General features: G+C 63.4%; 1 protein-coding gene. It reads right to left on the minus strand.

Annotated features, from left to right (window positions below):
• A partial coding sequence (locus I6F38_RS43635) for an AarF/UbiB family protein (RefSeq protein ID WP_249794514.1) occupies positions 1 to 382 on the minus strand: 382 nt, incomplete at both ends.

A 382-nucleotide genomic window follows, 5' to 3' on the forward strand; every position in this document is an offset into this window, starting at 1 on the left:
GTGCCACGCTCACGAGGATGTTGCCCGGGTGCATGTCGGCGTGGAAAAAGCCGTCGCGAAAGACCTGCGTGAAGAAGATCTCCACGCCGTCGCGGGCGAGCTTGTGCATGTCGACACCGGCGGCACGCAGCTCTTCGGTGTGCGAGATCCGCATGCCGTGCATGCGCTCCATCACGAACACTTCAGACGTGCACCAATCCCAGAACACCTCGGGCACCAGCAACAGATCGGACTTGGCAAAATTGCGGCGCAGCTGGCTGGCGTTGGCCGCCTCGCGCATCAGGTCCAGCTCGTCGTGCAGGTACTTGTCGAACTCGGCGACCACCTCGCGCGGCTTCAGGCGCTTGGCGTCGGCCCACAGCTTTTCGATCCAGGTAGCGAG

It is taken from the genome of Bradyrhizobium sp. BRP56 (genome assembly GCF_020194035.1).
Classification (GTDB): Bacteria; Pseudomonadota; Alphaproteobacteria; order Rhizobiales; family Xanthobacteraceae; genus Bradyrhizobium; species Bradyrhizobium australafricanum.